Source organism: Marimonas arenosa, from assembly GCF_030848945.1.
Lineage (GTDB): Bacteria > Pseudomonadota > Alphaproteobacteria > Rhodobacterales > Rhodobacteraceae > Marimonas > Marimonas arenosa.
Genome location: NZ_JANHAX010000001.1, coordinates 839,461 through 855,196, shown reverse-complemented (window position 1 = coordinate 855,196; position 15,736 = coordinate 839,461). Strand labels below are relative to the sequence as shown.

14 protein-coding genes and 2 pseudogenes are annotated in these 15,736 nt (G+C 64.3%); 6 read left to right on the top strand and 10 right to left on the bottom strand.

Going from position 1 to position 15,736, the window contains the following annotated elements; genetic code table 11:
* Positions 1 to 108 precede the first annotated feature (108 nt).
* The 5 genes and pseudogenes from NO357_RS04170 to NO357_RS04150 all read left to right on the top strand — a co-directional run bounded on the left by NO357_RS04170 (position 109) and on the right by NO357_RS04150 (position 6,202).
* Entirely contained in the window at positions 109 to 3,567 is a 3,459-nt protein-coding gene (locus NO357_RS04170; protein ID WP_306734343.1) for an indolepyruvate ferredoxin oxidoreductase family protein, read from the top strand.
* Positions 3,473 to 4,141 (top strand): annotated as a pseudogene (locus tag NO357_RS04165) (M20 metallopeptidase family protein); the annotation flags it as partial. The gene NO357_RS04170 and the pseudogene NO357_RS04165, both read left to right, overlap by 95 nt.
* 49 nt (positions 4,142 to 4,190) lie before the next feature.
* Positions 4,191 to 4,946 (top strand): annotated as a pseudogene (locus NO357_RS04160) (IlvD/Edd family dehydratase); the annotation flags it as partial.
* A 78-nt stretch (positions 4,947 to 5,024) separates the two neighbouring features.
* A complete protein-coding gene (locus tag NO357_RS04155) occupies positions 5,025 to 5,564 on the top strand; it encodes an NAD(P)-dependent oxidoreductase (RefSeq protein WP_306734767.1) in 540 nt (179 codons plus the stop codon).
* Positions 5,498 to 6,202, top strand: coding sequence for an MlrC C-terminal domain-containing protein (locus NO357_RS04150; RefSeq protein ID WP_512699419.1), 705 nt, complete (start codon positions 5,498 to 5,500; stop codon positions 6,200 to 6,202). Before NO357_RS04155 ends, NO357_RS04150 begins: the two co-directional genes overlap by 67 nt.
* 108 nt (positions 6,203 to 6,310) lie before the next feature.
* On the opposite strand, the gene NO357_RS04145 is transcribed toward NO357_RS04150, so the two are convergent.
* The 10 genes from NO357_RS04145 to purB form a co-directional block, all read right to left on the bottom strand.
* Positions 6,311 to 7,495: a vWA domain-containing protein gene (locus NO357_RS04145; protein WP_306734341.1), complete on the bottom strand. Its 1,185-nt coding sequence runs from the start codon at positions 7,493 to 7,495 to the stop codon at positions 6,311 to 6,313.
* A gap of 4 nt (positions 7,496 to 7,499) precedes the next feature.
* Positions 7,500 to 7,667, bottom strand: a complete 168-nt coding sequence (locus NO357_RS04140) for a hypothetical protein (protein WP_306734340.1) — start codon at positions 7,665 to 7,667, stop codon at positions 7,500 to 7,502.
* Positions 7,668 to 7,671: 4 nt separating this feature from the next.
* A complete protein-coding gene (locus NO357_RS04135) occupies positions 7,672 to 9,042 on the bottom strand; it encodes a DUF2927 domain-containing protein (RefSeq protein WP_306734339.1) in 1,371 nt (456 codons plus the stop codon).
* 411 nt (positions 9,043 to 9,453) lie between these two features.
* Complete coding sequence (locus NO357_RS04130) at positions 9,454 to 10,320, bottom strand: DMT family transporter (protein WP_306734338.1); 867 nt, start codon at positions 10,318 to 10,320, stop codon at positions 9,454 to 9,456.
* Positions 10,321 to 10,977 (bottom strand): nitrile hydratase subunit alpha, encoded by a 657-nt coding sequence (gene nthA, locus NO357_RS04125; RefSeq protein ID WP_306734337.1) that lies wholly within the window; start codon positions 10,975 to 10,977, stop codon positions 10,321 to 10,323.
* A 12-nt stretch (positions 10,978 to 10,989) separates the two neighbouring features.
* Positions 10,990 to 11,268 (bottom strand): SH3-like domain-containing protein, encoded by a 279-nt coding sequence (locus tag NO357_RS04120; protein WP_306734336.1) that lies wholly within the window; start codon positions 11,266 to 11,268, stop codon positions 10,990 to 10,992.
* Positions 11,261 to 11,563, bottom strand: a complete 303-nt coding sequence (locus NO357_RS04115; protein WP_306734766.1) for an SH3-like domain-containing protein — start codon at positions 11,561 to 11,563, stop codon at positions 11,261 to 11,263. Before NO357_RS04115 ends, NO357_RS04120 begins: the two co-directional genes overlap by 8 nt.
* Positions 11,564 to 11,836: 273 nt before the next feature.
* Positions 11,837 to 12,901 carry a flagellar motor switch protein FliG gene (locus tag NO357_RS04110; RefSeq protein WP_306734335.1) on the bottom strand — a complete coding sequence of 355 codons (1,065 nt, stop codon included), beginning with the start codon at positions 12,899 to 12,901 and terminating at the stop codon, positions 11,837 to 11,839.
* A 126-nt stretch (positions 12,902 to 13,027) separates the two neighbouring features.
* Positions 13,028 to 13,177 carry a carbohydrate-binding module family 14 protein gene (locus NO357_RS04105; RefSeq protein ID WP_306734334.1) on the bottom strand — a complete coding sequence of 50 codons (150 nt, stop codon included), beginning with the start codon at positions 13,175 to 13,177 and terminating at the stop codon, positions 13,028 to 13,030.
* A gap of 80 nt (positions 13,178 to 13,257) precedes the next feature.
* A complete protein-coding gene (gene purB / locus NO357_RS04100; protein WP_306734333.1) occupies positions 13,258 to 14,562 on the bottom strand; it encodes an adenylosuccinate lyase in 1,305 nt (434 codons plus the stop codon).
* Positions 14,563 to 14,755: 193 nt separating this feature from the next.
* Between purB and NO357_RS04095 the strand changes: the two genes are divergently transcribed.
* Positions 14,756 to 15,346: a biotin transporter BioY gene (locus NO357_RS04095; RefSeq protein WP_306734332.1), complete on the top strand. Its 591-nt coding sequence runs from the start codon at positions 14,756 to 14,758 to the stop codon at positions 15,344 to 15,346.
* The last annotated feature ends 390 nt before the right edge of the window (positions 15,347 to 15,736 follow it).

Genomic DNA, 15,736 nt, shown 5'->3' with positions numbered 1-15,736 from the left:
TCCGATCATACTATTTGGAAAAGATATCAAAACGAAAGAAATATCAAATTATTGCGAATTGGCATTGTCTGCTATCCTCACCCATGCGCTGTGAGAGAGGACTGCCAGATGACAACCCATGTGCCCGCCAAACGTCTTGAAATGACCCTCGAGGACCGGCTCTCGCAAGAAGAGGGCTGGGTTTATATGACCGGTATGCAGGCGCTGGTGCGGTTGCCGATCCAGCAGCGCAAGCGCGATGAGGCCGCAGGGCTGAGTACGGGCGGTTATATCTCGGGCTATCGCGGATCGCCTGTGGGCACCTATGACATGAACCTGTGGCAGGCCGAGGCCGAGCTGAAGGCGCATAACGTGCATTTCCAGCCCGGCGTGAACGAAGACCTGGCGGCGACGGCGACCTGGGGCTCGCAGATGGTCGGGCTGTTTCCCGGGGCACGGGTCGAGGGGGTGTTTTCGATCTGGTATGGCAAGGCGCCGGGCATGGACCGCTCGATGGACCCGCTGCGCCACGCCAATCTGGCAGGCACCAACCCAAAGGGCGGCACGCTCTTGCTGGTGGGCGATGACCATGGCGCGAAATCTTCGACGCTGGCCTGCTATTCCGACCTGAACTTTGCCTCGCTGGGCGCGCCCTTGCTGGCGCCGGCCAACGCTCAGGACGTGCTCGACATGGGGCTGCATGGTATCGCGATGAGCCGGTATTCCTCGACCCTTGTCGGCATGAAGCTGGTGACGGATGTGGTCGAGGGCGGTGGCTCGGTCTATGTCGCGCCTGATAGTCCTGAGATAACGGTGCCGGAAGATGACGGGCCGGATACCGCGATCAAACCCTTCACCCCGATCCCGGTGCAGGAACAGATGCTTTGGGATGTGAAACTGAAAAAGGTTCTGGCCTATGCCCGCGCCAATCGGCTGAACCAGATGGACGGACCCGAAAATGCCCGTATCGGTATCGTCGCCGCGGGCAAGGCCTGGCAGGACCTGAGCCAGGCTCTCGCCGGACTTGGTTATCGGGACGGCAGGCTGGGCAAAGTGGAGGTCCGGCGGCTCAAGGTCGGCATGGTCTGGCCGCTTGATCCGCAGATGATTGCGGAATTCGCCGAAGGCCTGAACACGATCCTCGTGGTCGAGGAAAAGCGCCCGCTGCTCGAGGATCAGATCCGCGCGATCCTATACGGCACCGGTCAGGCGCCGCGGATTGTCGGCAAGACCTATCATGGGCAGGCCTATACCGCCGAGGCCAGCGATTGCGCCTTCCCGAATTTCGGCGAGATCGATCCGACCATGATCACCCAGGTGCTGGTGAAGGTGGCCAACGAAACCGACCCGGAATGCGGCCTGTCGCTGCCCAACCGCCCTGATGCGCCGCCGTCGCTTGGGGCGGGCGCGATCCGGCCGCCCTCCTTCTGCGCCGGCTGCCCGCATGGCCGCTCGACCCAGGTGATCGACGGCAGCCGGGCGCTGGCCGGGATCGGCTGCCACACCATGGCGGTGCTGCGCGACCCGACAAAGACCAATTCGATCAGCCATATGGGCGGTGAAGGCGCCATGTGGCTGGGGCAATACCCGTTTACGGATGAAAAGCACGTGTTCGCCAATATGGGTGACGGGACGTATTTCCATTCGGGCCTGATGGCGATCCGCGCGGCAATCGCGACAGACGCCAACATCACCTACAAGCTGTTGCACAACGGCTTCGTCTCGATGACCGGCGGCCAGCCGCATGACGGCGAGATCACGCCTGAAATGATGGTGCAGCAGCTCTTGGCCGAAGGGGTGGAGCGGATCGCGCTGGTCACCGACGAGGTGGGCAAGTTCGAAGGCAAGGGCTTTGTCGGCGGCGGCGTCACCCTGCATCCGCGCACCGAAATGGAGTTGGTGCAGAAAGAGTTGCGCAAGCATCCCGGCGTCACGGTGATCATCTATGACCAGCCCTGCGCCACCGAGCGCCGCCGCCTGCGCAAGCGCGGCAAATGGGCCGACCCGGACAAGCGCGCCTATATCAACCCCGAGGTCTGCGAAGGCTGCGGCGATTGTTCCACCGTCTCGGCCTGCATGGCGATCGAGCCGCTGGAGACCGAGCTTGGCCGCAAACGCAGGATCAACCAGTCCTCGTGCAACAAGGATTTCTCCTGCGTTGAGGGGTTCTGCCCGTCCTTCGTGACCGTCACCGGGGCCAGCCCGCGCAAGGCACGGCGCGACGCGGTCAGTATCGACGTCAGCCACTTGCCTGATCCTGCGCCGCGCGCCATTGACGGGTCGTGGTCGATCCTTGTCTCGGGCATCGGCGGGGCGGGTGTAGTGACCGTGGGCCAAACCCTGGCGGTGGCGGCGCATGCGGACGGGTATTTTTCGTCCAATCTCGACATCACCGGGCTGGCGCAGAAATACGGCGCGGTGCACAGCCATATCAAGATCGCACAAAGTCCCGATGATATGCGCGCCACGCGCATTGCCAGCGGCGAGGCGGATGCGTTGATCGGCTGCGACCTCGTGGTTGCCGCCGGGGATGAGGCCCTGTCGAAGCTGACCCCTGGCAAATCGCTTGCCGTGACCGACACCACCGTGGTGCCCACCGCAGAATTCTCGGCCAATCCCGATTGGCAGTTGAACGGCGCCGAGCAGGTCGAACGCCTGACCCGTGTGCTGGGCGAGGATACGGTGGCCTTCGATGCTCAGAACCTGGCTGAAAAGGTCATGGGCGACCGGGTCTTTGCCAACATGGTGCTGATGGGCGCGGCGTGGCAACAGGGCGGCATTCCGCTGTCGCTGGCGGCAATCCACCGCGCGATTGAACTGAATGGTGTGGCCGTGGCCAGGAACATGCAGGCCTTTGATCTGGGCCGTCTGGCGCTGGCCGACCCGCAGGCCGCGCGTGCACTGGCCGGAGACGATGCGCCGGTCGAGCTTGACGCCCACCGCCCGCAAACGCTGGAGGAAGTCATCGCGCACCGCGCCCAGAACCTGACCGCCTACAAAGATGCAGCTTTCGCCAAGTCCTACACCGATCGCATCGCTCAATTGCAGTCCAAGGGTCTGCCGGGAGATGCCGTAATGGCGGCGGCCCGTGGGCTCTACAAACTGATGGCGGTCAAGGATGAATGGGAGGTGGCGCGGCTTTATGCCAAGCCAAGCTTCCGCAAGGAGCTGGACGAGACCTTCGAGGGCGACATGGAACTGACCTTCTATTTCGGCGCCTGGCCCTATGGTGGACGCGACGAGAAGACCGGCAAGATGGTCAAGGGCGCGGTCAAGGGCAAGACCGCGATGCGCTTCTTCGGGCTGCTCAACCGGCTGCGTTTCCTGCGCGGCACCATGCTGGACCCGTTCCGCAACAGTGACGACGCGGTGCTGGCCCGCAGGCTGCTGGCCGATTACCGGGCCGATATCGATTTTGCGCTGGCCAACCGAGATGACAGCAACGCCGATGTTCTGACCGAACTGCTCGACCTGCCCGAACACATCCGCGGCTATGGCCATGTGCGCGAGCGTCATGCCGCGGCGGCGGCGGTCAAGCGCGAAGAACTGCGCAAGGCGGCTGCGTTACCGCAGGCCGATGCGGCCTGAGATCGACAAGGCGGAAAGAGGGAAACGGATCGTGGGTATTCCGAATCACGGGATTGACCCGGAGCTTGTTCGGAGGCTGACAGAGGACCGACGCTGGCTGCATGCCCATCCCGAGCTGAGCTTCGAAGAAACAGGCACCGCCGCCTATGTCGCGAAGCGGCTGGACGATTTGGGCATTGCTCATGAGACCGGTATCGCGGGGACCGGGATCGTGGCCGAGATCAAGGGGCGCGGAGATAGCTCCAAGACCATCGGTCTGCGCGCGGATATGGATGCATTGCCCATAGATGAGCAGACCGACCTGTCCTACAGGTCGGAAAATGCGGGCGTTATGCATGCCTGCGGCCATGATGGGCACATGGCCATCCTTCTGGGCGCCGCCGAAGTCCTATCAAAGAGGCAGGATTTCGACGGGACGGTGCGGTTGATCTTTCAGCCCGCGGAAGAGAACGGCAACAATGGCGCCGCACGCATGCTGAAAGAGGGCATTCTGGAGCGGTTCCCGATGGACGAGCTCTACGGGTTGCACAATTGGCCGGAACTGCCCCACGGGACGATTGGTGCGCTTAGCGGGCCGGTGCTTGCCTCTGGCTCTTTCCTGGACATCGTTCTCAAAGGGCAGGGCGCGCACGCTGTTCTCGGCCGGTCCCGGGGGTATCCGGTCGATCCGCGCGTTTTCACAGTCGAGCCGGTTGAAAGAACTCGATACAGACCGCGAAACCGGCGTCATTCGCAGCGCCGAGCATGCCTTCACCGATGATGGCGGCCTGGCGGTGCTGCGCGGCAAACTGGCGCCGGACAGCTGCGTGGTAAAATCGGCCGGGGTGCCGGACAACGTCTGGCAGTTCCGCGGCACCGCGATTGTCAGCGAAAGCATGGAAGAGGCGCTGGAGAAAATCCAGGACGGCACCGTGCAGGCCGGTCATGTCGTTGTCATCCGCTACGAGGGGCCGCGTGGCGGGCCGGGGATGCGCGAGATGCTGACGCCCACCGGCGTGATGAAGGCGATGGGCCTCGGCGACAAGGCTGCGCTGATCACGGACGGCCGCTTCTCAGGGGCGACCTCGGGCCTGTCGGTGGGTCACGTCTCGCCCGAGGCCGCCTCGGGCGGCGTCATCGCGCTGGTGCAGGATGGCGACGCAATCGAGTTCGACATCCCGAACCGCCGCGTGCATCTTGATGTTAGCGACGAAGAGCTGGAGCGGCGCCGCGCCGAGATGAACGCGAAGGGCGACAAGGCGTGGAAGCCTGCGACCCGCCAGCGGGACGTCTCCACGGCGCTCCGTGTCTATGGCCTGATGGCCGCGTCGGCCGACAAGGGCGGCGCGCGCGACACCGAACGGCTGGCGCGGCTTGAGCGCCTGTCGGCGGCAGGCTGAGAAGATATGGCCCTCACGGGTCACTCTTTCTCGCCCGCTTCCGTTGCCTGAAATCGAGGCAGCAGGCTAGCGGGTCAGATTCCAACCCGTCACGGGGCAATATCAGGCATCCCAGGCGGCACGCAGGTACATTGCACGACTTCTCTGGACCCGTTGCAAGCCGAGGCCATCGCCGCAATGCCGGTCAGTGTGCGCCTCATCGCCAATATCGGCGTCGGCATCGACAATATCGATCTTGCCGCAGCACGAGAGCGGGGGATCGCCGTGTCGAACACGCCGGTGGCGACCGAGGACACCGCCGACTTGGCCTTTGCCCTGATCCTCGCGGCCTGCAGGCGCGTGGGGGAGGGTGAGCGGTTCCTGCGCGGCGGCAACTGGACCGCCGCTGGCGTGGCCCCGCCTTTGGGCATGCGTGTGCATGGCAAGGGCCTGGGCCTCGTGGGGTTTGGTGCCATCGCACAGGCGGTGGCCCGACGCGCGCGCGGATTCGACCGGAAGTCCGGTACTGGAACCGGACCCGCCGGGAGGGCGCCGCGGCGACGACAGGGGCCATTTTCCACCCCGACCTGGACAAGCTGGTCGCCGGGCCGAATGTTGTTTCGATCCACACGGCGCTGACGCCTGAGACACGCAATCTGCCCGTCACCGTGCGCGGCATCAAGGGGGCTATGACCCAGCGTCTGGTTGGCAGCGAATGGGCGATCGGGGATGCGGTCTGGGTTGAGGCAGACGGCGTGGATCTGGTGATCAATTCCATCCGCACCCGATGTTTCAACCCGACGCTCTTCACCGATCTTGGTATCGACATCACCGCGATGCGCGCGCTGATCATCAAATCCATGAACCACTTCTATGCCGCCTTTGAGCCCGTCGCCGCCAAGGTCATCCATGTGGCTAACCCCGGCGCGGCGAACATGGACTTGACCAACCTGCCCCTGACTAAACGCGATGGTACCTATTTCCTCCGTGTCGAAGACCCGTTTTCGGTTCATGGAATTTCTGGAGATCACTCATCCAGACCAAACCCAGATCTGATCGCCCGCGCCGAGGCCATTCTGGCGCGGACGCCGGTATTGATTTACCGCACGTGCATCCTCTGTGGTGGCATAGGCTCGGAACCTCCCGCGACCTGGTCGTACGAGTTTCCGGGTTCGCAGCGTCTTGCACCAACGGCCGGATTTTTCGCTGCATGGCGGCACTCGAACTTACGCGTCGGCAGCATCTTTCTTCCGCGAGCGCGCGCAGCGAAAATCTAACACTTCTGCAACGGGCTTAGAACCAGACCTTCGTGACATTTTCGACCAACGGCAGCAAGAAGCCCAAACCGTCCCCGTTTCCATTTGAACCTGTGACGGGTGCGGGGCTCAGCGCGACAGTTCGCGCATGCCTTCCTCAATCCCCTTCAAGGTCATCGGCACCATGCGGTTCTCGAAAATCTCTTTGACCATGCCGATCGAGTGGGTGTAGCCCCAATATTTCTCCGGCACCGGGTTGATCCACATGTGTTGCGGCCATTGCTCGCGGGCGCGCTGCAGCCAGAGCTGGCCCGGCTCGGCGTTCCAGTGCTCGTTGGCGCCGCCGGGATAGGCGATCTCGTAGGGCGACATGCTGGCATCGCCGACGAAGATACATTTGTAGTCCGGCCCATAGGTATGCAGCACGTCCCAGGTCGGCGTCTGCGCATCCCAGCGGCGGCGGTTGTCGCGCCACACGCCTTCATAGAGGCAGTTGTGGAAATAGTAGTATTCCAGGTGCTTGAACTCGGTCTTGGCGGCCGAGAACAGTTCCTCGACCACCTTGACATGCGGGTCCATCGAGCCGCCGACATCGAGGAACAGCAGAACCTTGACCGCATTGCGCCGTTCGGGGCGGGTCTTGACGTCGAGATAGCCGTGCTCGGCGGTGGCGCGGATGGTGCCATCGAGATCCAGCTCGTCCTCGGCGCCGTCGCGGGCCCAGCGGCGCAGGCGTTTGAGCGCCACCTTGATGTTCCGGGTGCCAAGTTCAACATCGCCGTCCAAGTTTTTGAATTCACGCTTGTCCCAGACCTTGGTGGCGCGCTGGTGGCGGCTTTCCTTCTGGCCGATGCGCACGCCTTCGGGGTTGTAGCCATAAGCGCCGAACGGTGAGGTGCCGGCGGTGCCGATCCACTTGTTGCCGCCCTGGTGGCGGCCTTGCTGTTCCTCGAGGCGTTTTTTCAGCGTCTCCATCAGCTTGTCGAAGCCGCCGAGCGCCTTGATTTCCTCCATCTCCTCGGGGCTCAGGTGTTTCTCTGCCAGCTTCTCGAGCCAGTCGCCGGGAATGTTCACTGCCTCCAGCACGTCGGAGATGGAAATCTCGTCGAAGCCCTTAAAGGCGGCGGCGAAGGCGCGGTCGAACTTGTCGAGGTTGCGCTCGTCCTTCACCATCGCGGCGCGGGCGAGGTAGTAGAACCCCTCGATCTCGTAGGTGACGAGCCCGGTGCCCATGGCTTCGAGAAAGGTCAGGTATTCCCGCAGACTGACCGGGATGCCTTCCTTGCGCAGGGATTCGAAGAAGGGCAGGAACATGGGTTCACCCGCCGGTCTGGCGGATGATCGCGACATTGACGATCAGGGCGATGAGGGCGAAAAGGATGCCGTAGACGGCGCCGTATTGCGCCATGTCCAGCGGCTTGCCTTTGCTCTTTTTCGCCTGCCAGATGCCGAACAGCACCCCCAGAGCAGCCCCGATCCAGACCATGTGATTACCCGCGTTTGCCTTTCAGCGGGTTGAGTGCACCGATTTCGCGCATTTTCGCGCGCACCGCCCAATCCGCGCCGAATCCGTAGCGTGCCCAGCCCAGACTGTCCAGCCGGACATGGGCGGCCTCGGAGGCGCGGCCGGTCAATTCGAGTGCTTCGGCCTGGAGCAGCATCAGCGTCGACAGGAGCGCGGCGTTCTCGTGGCTCGAGGCGACGGGGATGGCACGGTTGGTGTAGGCCAGCACGCGCCGACCGTCGCCCTGGGTCAGCGCATGGGCCGCGAGCTGCGAGGTGACATAGGCACGGTGCAGCGCCGTGTGGTGCGAATTGGCGTAGAAGCGGTCGGCGGCCTGGAAATGCCCGAGCGCCGCGTCGGGGTCGGCGGCGGCCAGCAGCCGGCCCATGGCGTAATGCGCGAAAGCGCGGCGGTGGTCCTGCCAGCCGAGCGACTGGGCGATACCGAGCGCCTGGCGCGCGGCGCCGAGCCGCTGACCGTGGCTGGCGCCGGGGCCGAGCGCGGTTTGCACGGCGTTGATCCAGTTGCGCGGGGTCTCGGCCGGGCGGCGGGTGGGCGCGGCCTCGCCGGCCGGGTTGAGCCGCGCCAGGATGCCGGGTAGGCGCGCGGCGACCTGGCGATAGGTCATGCCGTTCCGCAGTTCGGGGGCGTAATAGGCCTTGAGGATCAGCATGTCGAAGCCGGTCAGCACGGTGTGGACGTTGTCATCGTTGAAGACCGAATCCGGCAGGCGATAAAGATCGTTAAGCGGCCCAATCGCCTGGGCCAGTTCCTCGTGCAGGCAGTCGCGGACCTCCTGCGGCGAGGCATCGGAAGGCACGAAGACCGCCATCTGTTCGCGCTTGCGCAGCAGGCCCCAGTTGGCCCGGGCCGTGCGTCGCGCGGCGCGGTATTGCGACAGGTCGGTGATGTTGGGTACCACGAAGCAGGCGGCGTGCGGCAGGTTCTTGCGGATCTGTGCCCGGGTCACTGCTTGCACGGTGATGTTGGCCTGAGGCGACGTGGTGAGCGAGACGTTGAGCCCGGCTTCTGTGGTGAGGCGATACACCAGCCTGTTGAGGTCGGGCATCAGGGTCGCCGGGGCGGCGCCGGTGACGCGGATGGTGATCGGCTGATCGAAGCGGGTGAAGACCGGCAGGTCGCGACCCGATTCCAGCCGGAAGGCCAGTTCGAGGAAATCGCGGGCGATATCGGCGTTCGAGCGTTGCGGCCGGGCAGGCCTTGGCGTCGAAAAGGTCTTGATTGGCGGCAGCGTGCTGACGTTTTCGGGCTGGGCCGCCCGGGTGGCCTGATCGGGAATCGCGCCGGGCACGCAGCCGACGAGCAGAAGGCAGAATGGCAGGAGGTGGTTGCGCATGGCCCTCAGCCCTTGCCGAGCCAGACAACGAAGCTCAGCGGCCGCGGGGCGGTCACGGCGATGGCGAGTGCGCTCTGTCTGATTGGGCGGGGCGGGGTCTGGTGCCGGGATTGGTCGGGGCGTGGCGCCGCAACAGCCGAGACGACTCGGCAGGCGCGCAATTCGCGCAAAAGGGAAACGGGCACCACTTTGCTGGCTTCCACTGGACTGGTTCCTGCCTTAAGTTTTTTTGTTTGGAATGGCTTGTGCCTTCCTTCCTTGACGTCCTTAAGGAGCAAATAAGGCGAAAACGTGGCAGCACCCGGCGGCTGGAGCCGCGCCGGTGGGTTGGGGTGTATTGTTGTTGTTTGTCAGCAGCTTGCGCTGCGTCTTTCGGGCAACATGGCGGCGGCTTTCGACGGCGTGGCGGGCCTAGGCCGGTTTCACCACGGTTTCGCGATACCAGACGTAGATCCCGGCGCCGGCGATGATCGCGGCGCCGAGGATGGTGAAGCGGTCGGGGTAGGCGCCGAAGATCGTGGCGCCGTAAAAGGTGGAAAACAGCAGCCCGAAATAGGCAAACGGCGCCAGCATGCCGGCTTCACCCGCCATCAGGGCGCGGATCAGGGCCAGTTGGCCGGCGGTGCCGCACAGCGCGATCCCGAGCATGATCACAAGGTCCTGACCCGAGAGCGGGTGCCAGAAGAACGGCACCATGGCCGAGAGCACGACGGCGCCGAACAGCGCGGTGTAAAAGAGCGATGTCCAGGCGTCCTCGTCGCGGCCGACGAAGCGGGTGGTCAGCGCATAGGCGGAATAGCAGATTGCCGCGCCCAGCGGCAGCAGGGAGAACGGCGTGAACACCTCGGCCCCGGGGCGGATGACGAGAAAGGCGCCGATGCAGGCGGCAAGGATTGCGACAGCGCGGCGGATGCCGAAGCGTTCGCCTAGGAACACCGCCGCGCCCAGCGTGATGAACAACGGATTGGTCGACATGATCGCCGCCGCCTCGGCCAGGCCGATATTGGAGATACCAAAGAAAAACAGGATGGTGGCGCACATCAGGTAGACGCTGCGCGCCAGTTGCAGGCGTGGATATCGGGTGCGCAGCACGCTGTGCAACCGCGGGGCCACGAGGACGAAGACCACCAGCGTCTGACCGAGATAGCGGGCCCAGAGCGTGGGCATGGTGCCGATCCGCCCGGCCAGCAGCTTGGCCAGCGCGTCCATCGAAGAGAACATGAAAATGGCGGCGATCATCAGCAGGATCGCCGTGGTCTTGGGGGAAAGTGCGCGCATTTACGGGGTTTTCGGCAGTCCGGTGCCGATCATGCTGTCGCGGGTGACAAGCCGGGCGAGCTCGGCCTCGCCCATGCTGCCGGTGCCCGCGGGGCGCGCGGGCAAAACGATATAGCGCATATCGGCAGTGCTGTCGTGAACCCGGATTTTTACTTGGTCGGGAATGGTTACGCCGAATTCTTCAAGTACTTTACGGGGTTCTTTTACGGCACGGGAGCGGTAGGCGCGGGTCTTGTACCAGTCGGGCGGCAGGCCCAGCAGATTGCGCGGGTAGCAGGAACAGAGCGTGCAGACGATCATGTTGTGCACCTCGTCGGTGTTCTCGACCGCAATGAGGCGCAGCCCGCCGATGTCGAATCCCATCTCGGCGCTGGCCGCGGAGGCGTCGTCGAGCAGGCGTGTTTTGAAGGCGGGGTCAACCCAGGCGCGGGCCACCACCGCGGCGCCGTTGGCCGGCGAGCGTGCGTCCATCTCGTCGATCTGGCGGGCGATTTCTTCGGGCGTGGTGATGCCCTTTTCGATCAGGATCTCGCGGACGGCGATTTCCATCGTCTGCCAGTAGGTCAGAGGCGTATCGTTGTCGGCACGGTAGGGATGGCCCGAGGGCGACATGCCGTCGTGGTGGAAATGGTCGTGGTCATGGTGGTCATGCGGCATCGGGCAGGTCCTTCACTCGACCGGCTCGAGCCAGTGTTCGAAAATTTCGGCATCGAGCGTGTCGGTGGGAGTCTCGGCGCCCGGGCCCCAGACTTCTGCCATGGTGAAACGGACGCGGTAGAGCGGTTTTTTCGGACCCTGATGGCCATAGGCAAGCAGTTCGGGGTTCCCGAATTCGCCGAGGGGGCGTTCGATCACGCCGACCTTGCCGCGGAGATAGGCCGGGGTGCGAATATGGCCAGGGGGCATCATGGTCTTGACGCGGACTTTGTGAAACGGAGCCTTATGCACTGGCGTCTCCATAAGTGCCGCCACGGGTTTTGACCTCTCCCATCTTGGCGCCCAGCTCTTCCAGCGTGTAGAGACCGGCCTCGATCAGGTTCTGGTTCACGGCGGCGATCCAGCGCTCGTAGTAGGAGTATTTCTCGTAGGCGTCCTCGCCCATGTCTTCGAGCGCGCGGCGCAGGCCATCGACGGTGAAATAGCCCTTGGAACTCATCAGTACCTGCAGGGCGTCGACGCGCTTTTCCCAAAGCGCGAAATCGTGTTCGGCCGGCTTGACCGGGCCGGCAGGCTGTCCGCCCATGTCATGCCAGCGGCGGCCGTCGAAATCCTTGGGTGTGTCGCTCATGGCGGAAGGTTAGGGCGGAGCTGGGGGGCTGTCCAGTGGGGATATCGGGTGCCAGGGGGGCACGTGCCAGAACACGGTGTTTGCTGTCCTGCGGGATTGCCGGGGCAGAGGGGCGGCTTCTGGCCCGGGGCTGTCATTCACGAACCAAGCCGGGCCGGGAACTCCCGACAGCGTGAACGACCGCGCCAGGCCAAACCCGGACGGTGCGCCGTTCGACCCCGGCCGGCGTCAGTCCTCCTCCTCCTCGTCGGGATCGATGAAGGTGATCTCTCCGCTCTGTTGCAGTTCGCGGATGGTGGTGACGACGGCGTTCATCGCGGCTTCGCCGTCTTTCGATTTGATCTTGCCCGAGTCCAGCGCCTCTTCGCGCATGTTGTCGGCCATGCGTTTGGATATGTTGGCGAAAAGGAACTCGACCGAGGCTTTCAGGCTCTCGTCCTCGGAACCGAGCGCATAGGCGATGGCGGTGGTCAGCGTTGTGGGGTCGGCGTCGCGCGCGATCTTGGGCACATCGAGCGGGCCGATACGGGTGGCGATATGCTGGAAGGTGAAGATCGCCTTGCGCACCCGCTGCGAGAAATCGGCGTCGTCCTCGTCGAGCCCGGTCAGCACCTCGTCGCGCTTGGCGGCCTCGGTGATGTTGAGAATCGAGCCCAGGCGTTCGTCGGGGCCTTCATCGAAGGCGCGCAGCGGCTGCGTTTCCAACTGGGCGGCCAGCGACAGGCCGATGCGGTCGACTGCCTCGGGTGTGACGGATTCGGTGAGCGAAACGGCATAGGTAATGCGGCGGGCCTTTTCGCCCGGGATCCGGCCCAGCAGTTCCGCCGCCTTAGGCACCGGCAGTTTGGAGAGCAGCACGGCCGAGACCTCGGTGCTTTCGCGTTCGATCACCGCCACCAGCCTATCGGTCTCGAGCTCGCGGATGAAGGCCCAGGGATCGCCCGAGCGGCGCACGCCGGCCTCTTTCCGAAGGCGCGCGGCGGTCTGGGGCGAGATCTTACCGTCGAGCGCGGAGAGCGCACCTGCGAGGCCGCGCGGGAAGGTCAGCCCCATGCGTTCGAGTTCGTCGGCGAACTCGCCCACGACCTGTTCCAGCGTGTCGCGGTCGACATAGCGCATCGACCCCATCAGTTGGGTCAGCTCGGTCTGCATCGCATCAGGCAGGTCGCAAAGCGGCACGTCGGCGCCTTCCTGCAGCAGGAACCGCACGATGATCGCGGCCTTGTGGCGGCGGTCGAGCCGGCCCGGGGCCGGCGCGGCGGCGGGCGGCGAAAGTTGGGCAAGCTGTCGCAAGTCTCGGCTCCTGTCGTCACCTTCGGATGCGGCGGCAACATAGCCCGGCAAGGGTAAAGAAGTGCTGAAAAGAAAAGGCCCGGGAGGCGTCCCCCGGGCCTGTCGAGGCAATTGAAAGCAGCCGGATCAGCTCGACGCCTGCGGCACGCAGCTTCCCGTGGCGTCATCATATACCGTGCCTTCGGCGCAGGACATCGCCTGCTGTTCCTTGGCGGGGCAAGCCATCGCTAACGACGGGGCAAGGCTGAGCATGAGAACGGCAAGTTTCGTCTTCATGGTGCTTCCTTTCGTGACTGGATGGTTCCACCTTAACACGAAAGCCCGGCGCAATCGATCACGAAAAGGTGAGCGGGCCCTCAGTCGTGGAAGACGCGCTCGAAGATCGTGTCGACATGCTTGGTGTGATAGCCGAGGTCGAATTTTTCTTCGATCTCGTCAGGGCCGAGCGCGGCGGTGACCTCGGGGTCGTTCAGCAGTTCTTCCTTGAAGTCCTTGCCTTGTTCCCAGACCTTCATGGCGTTGCGCTGCACCAGGCGGTAGGCGTCCTCGCGGCTGACGCCGGCCTGGGTGAGAGCCAGCAGCACGCGCTGGCTCATCACCAGGCCGCGGAACTTGTTCATGTTGGCGAGCATGTTCTCCGGGTAGACCACCAGCTTGTCGATCACGCCGGTGAGGCGGACGAGGGCGAAATCGAGGGTGATGGTGGTATCGGGGCCGATGTTGCGCTCGACCGAGCTGTGCGAGATGTCGCGCTCGTGCCAGAGGGCCACGTTCTCCATCGCCGGCACGACGGCCATGCGCACCAGGCGGGCGAGGCCGGTGAGGTTTTCGGTCAGCACCGGGTTGCGTTTGTGCGGCATGGCCGAGCTGCCCTTCTGGCCTTTGGAGAAGAACTCCTCGGCCTCCAGCACCTCGGTGCGCTGCATGTGGCGGATCTCGATGGCGATGTTCTCGATCGAGGAGGCAATCACCCCCAGCGTGGCGAAAAACGCGGCGTGGCGGTCGCGCGGGATGACCTGCGTGGAAATTGGCTCGGGTACCAGGCCCATCTTCTCGCAGACATGTTCTTCGACCGCCGGATCGATATTGGCAAACGTGCCGACGGCGCCGGAGATGGCGCCGGTGGCGATCTCGGCCCGCGCGTCGCGCATGCGGCTGAGGTTGCGGTCCATCTCGGCATAGAAACGAGCGAAGGTCAGGCCCATGGTGGTGGGTTCGGCATGGATGCCGTGGCTGCGGCCGATGCGAACGGTATTCTTGTGTTCGTAGGCGCGGCGCTTCAATGCGGCAAGCAGGCCTTCGAGATCGGCGATCAGGATATCGGCGGCGCGGACCAGCTGGACGTTGAAGGTGGTGTCGAGCACGTCCGAGCTTGTCATTCCCTGGTGCACGAAGCGGGCTTCGTCGCTGCCGATGATCTCGGCCAGGTGGGTGAGGAAGGCGATGACGTCATGCTTGGTCACCGCTTCGATCTCGTCGATGCGGGCGACGTCGAACTCGACATCCCTGGCCTTCCACACGGCTTCGGCGTTTTCGCGCGGGATCACCCCCAGATCGGCCTGGGCGTCGCAGGCATGCGCCTCGATCTCGTACCAGATGCGGAATTTCGTTTCCGGCGACCAGATGGCGACCATGTCGGGACGGGAATAGCGGGGGATCATGTGGGCAGCTCTTTCTCGGGTTGCGTCTGCTGCGGGTGATAGACCCTTGGACCCAGTCCGGCAAGGGCGGCAGGCGCGGCAGATTGACGTTGCAGACGGCAGCGATGCTGCGCTGCGGCTTTCGGGTTGCGGGGGCGTTTTTACTGGTGCAGACAGTGCCCGCAAACAACAAAAATCCAAGGAGGATAAGACATTGGCCCTTGCGAAGCAACAACCTTACCTGGTGGAGGGTTTCGGTGTCCGGCGCGGTCATGCCGCGCGTGCAAAAGACGTGATTCTGGTTGCAGTCGGGATCGCCGCTCTGGTTCTGGCATCGAAGATCCGGGTGCTGACGTGGCCGGTGCCGGTGACGATGCAGACCTTCGCCGTGCTGGTCATCGGCGCCGCCTATGGTCTGCGGCTGAGCCTGATGACGATCCTCGGCTATCTTGCGCTGGGCGCGGCTGGCTGGGCGGTTTTCGCCGGGGACAGCGCCGGGCTGGCCTATATGGCGGGGCCGACGGCAGGCTATCTTGCCGGCTTCGTGGCGGCGATGGCGCTGATGGCGGCGCTGGCGCGGCGCGGCTGGGACCGCTCGGTGTTGCGCATGGGCGCGGCGATGGCGCTGGGCAACGCGGTGATCTACGGCTTCGGGCTGGCCTGGATGAGCTGGCTGTTCGCTGGCGACAAGGGGCTGGGGTGGGTGCTGCAGATGGGCATGATCAACTTCCTGCCCGGCGATGCGCTGAAGCTGGCGCTGGCGGCGATGGTGATGCCGCTGGCGTGGAAGATCGCGCGGCGCTGACGCCGCGAGAGCATCGAATCCAAGGAGCGGGCCGGGCGCGTTTCGGCCCGTTTCTTGTTGTCAAAATATCGGCCCAATTGAGGGCTAACAACCCTAGCGGGTTTTCGTGACGAGGACGAGTGGATGTGTTTGTTAAGGACGGGTTGTTTCCTGGCCGCCGGGTTCGGGGTGCTTCCGGTGACAGGCTGGGCGCAAACGGCGCGGGTGCAAGCCTCGGGCGGCGTGGCTGTCGTGACGCGCGATACCGCCGCGCACGCGGCAACGGCCTGTGCCGAAGGGACCGATCCGGTCACGCTTGAGCTTGCCGTGCAAAACGACAAGGGCATCAGGGTGAGCAGCAGTTTCCCTGGCGAAGCGCGCCGCCCCAAGGTACGGGTCATGAAGGGCGGT

Excerpts from the sequence above, each read along its gene's own strand:
- NO357_RS04170 (WP_306734343.1), top strand. The coding sequence starts at position 109 with ATGACAACCCATGTGCCCGCCAAACGTCTTGAAATGACCCTCGAGGAC.
- NO357_RS04145 (WP_306734341.1), bottom strand. The coding sequence starts at position 7,495 with ATGTTCCTGCCCTTCTTCGAATCCCTGCGCAAGGAAGGCATCCCGGTC.
- NO357_RS04140 (WP_306734340.1), bottom strand. The coding sequence starts at position 7,667 with ATGGTCTGGATCGGGGCTGCTCTGGGGGTGCTGTTCGGCATCTGGCAG.
- NO357_RS04135 (WP_306734339.1), bottom strand. The coding sequence starts at position 9,042 with ATGCGCAACCACCTCCTGCCATTCTGCCTTCTGCTCGTCGGCTGCGTG.
- NO357_RS04130 (WP_306734338.1), bottom strand. The coding sequence starts at position 10,320 with ATGCGCGCACTTTCCCCCAAGACCACGGCGATCCTGCTGATGATCGCC.
- nthA (WP_306734337.1), bottom strand. The coding sequence starts at position 10,977 with ATGCCGCATGACCACCATGACCACGACCATTTCCACCACGACGGCATG.
- NO357_RS04115 (WP_306734766.1), bottom strand. The coding sequence starts at position 11,563 with ATGGGCGGACAGCCTGCCGGCCCGGTCAAGCCGGCCGAACACGATTTC.
- NO357_RS04105 (WP_306734334.1), bottom strand. The coding sequence starts at position 13,177 with ATGAAGACGAAACTTGCCGTTCTCATGCTCAGCCTTGCCCCGTCGTTA.
- purB (WP_306734333.1), bottom strand. The coding sequence starts at position 14,562 with ATGATCCCCCGCTATTCCCGTCCCGACATGGTCGCCATCTGGTCGCCG.